Below are 1,337 nucleotides of genomic sequence, written 5' to 3'. Positions count from 1 at the left end.
TGAGTGCCGCGGCTTCGGCGGTGTACTTGAGCCCCGCTACATTGTCGGCGCAGGATCACTCGACCAGTGAGCTATTACGCACTCTTTCAAGGATGGCTGCTTCTGAGCCAACCTCCTGGCTGTCTTCGCAACCCCACATCCTTTTCCACTTAGTACACGCTTAGGGGCCTTAGCCGGCGATCTGGGCTGTTTCCCTCTCGACCATGAACCTTATCGCCCACAGTCTCACTGCCGCACTCTCACACCCTGGCATTCGGAGTTTGGCTGACGTCAGTAACCCGTTGGGGCCCATCGGCCATCCAGTAGCTCTACCTCCAGAGTGAAACATGCGACGCTGCACCTAAATGCATTTCGGGGAGAACCAGCTATCACGGAGTTTGATTGGCCTTTCACCCCTACCCACAACTCATCCCCTCAGTTTTCAACCTAAGTGGGTTCGGTCCTCCACGACGTCTTACCGTCGCTTCAACCTGGCCATGGGTAGATCACTCCGCTTCGGGTCTAGAACATGCCACTATAAGTACGCCCTATTCGGACTCGCTTTCGCTACGACTACCCCTCACGGGTTAACCTCGCGACATGCCGCTAACTCGCAGGCTCATTCTTCAAAAGGCACGCCATCACCAGCCATGAACCAAATCATGCACCAGCTCTGACGGATTGTAAGCACACGGTTTCAGGTACTATTTCACTCCCCTCCCGGGGTACTTTTCACCTTTCCCTCACGGTACTAGTCCGCTATCGGTCACCAGGGAGTATTTAGGCTTACCGGGTGGTCCCGGCAGATTCACAGCAGATTTCACGGGCCCGCTGCTACTCGGGAATCATCGAAGACAGACACACAGTTTTCGTGTACGGGGCTCTCACCCTCTACGACAGGCCATCCCAGACCACTTCCACTAACCATGTGTTTTCTTACTGTCCGCCGGCTTAGCAGCACCGACAACAACAACCCCACAACCCCACACACACAACCCCTGCCAGGTCTCACATGCGCATGGTTTAGCCTCATCCGCTTTCGCTCGCCACTACTCACGGAATCACAATTGTTTTCTCTTCCTGAGGGTACTGAGATGTTTCACTTCCCCTCGTTCCCTCCACACGCCCTATACATTCAGGCGCGGGTAACCACACATAACTGTGGCTGGGTTTCCCCATTCGGAAACCCTCGGATCACAGCTCGTTTGACAGCTCCCCGAGGCTTATCGCAGCCTACTACGTCCTTCATCGGCTCCTGGTGCCAAGGCATCCACCGTGTGCTCTTATACACTTACTTTCATTAAAGATGCTCGCGTCCACTGTCCAGTTCTCAAACAACACACACCGCCCACCACCAC

At 54.9% G+C, this 1,337-nt stretch carries 1 rRNA gene; it reads right to left on the bottom strand.

Annotated elements, in window-relative coordinates:
• Positions 1 to 1,276, bottom strand: a 23S ribosomal RNA gene (locus TBIF_RS10590); the annotation flags it as partial.
• Positions 1,277 to 1,337: the final 61 nt, after the last annotated feature.

Source organism: Tomitella biformata AHU 1821, assembly GCF_000524475.1.
Taxonomy (GTDB): domain Bacteria; phylum Actinomycetota; class Actinomycetes; order Mycobacteriales; family Mycobacteriaceae; genus Tomitella; species Tomitella biformata.
The sequence above is the reverse complement of the archived record's forward strand: the minus strand, read 5'-3'. Positions and strand labels throughout refer to the sequence as shown.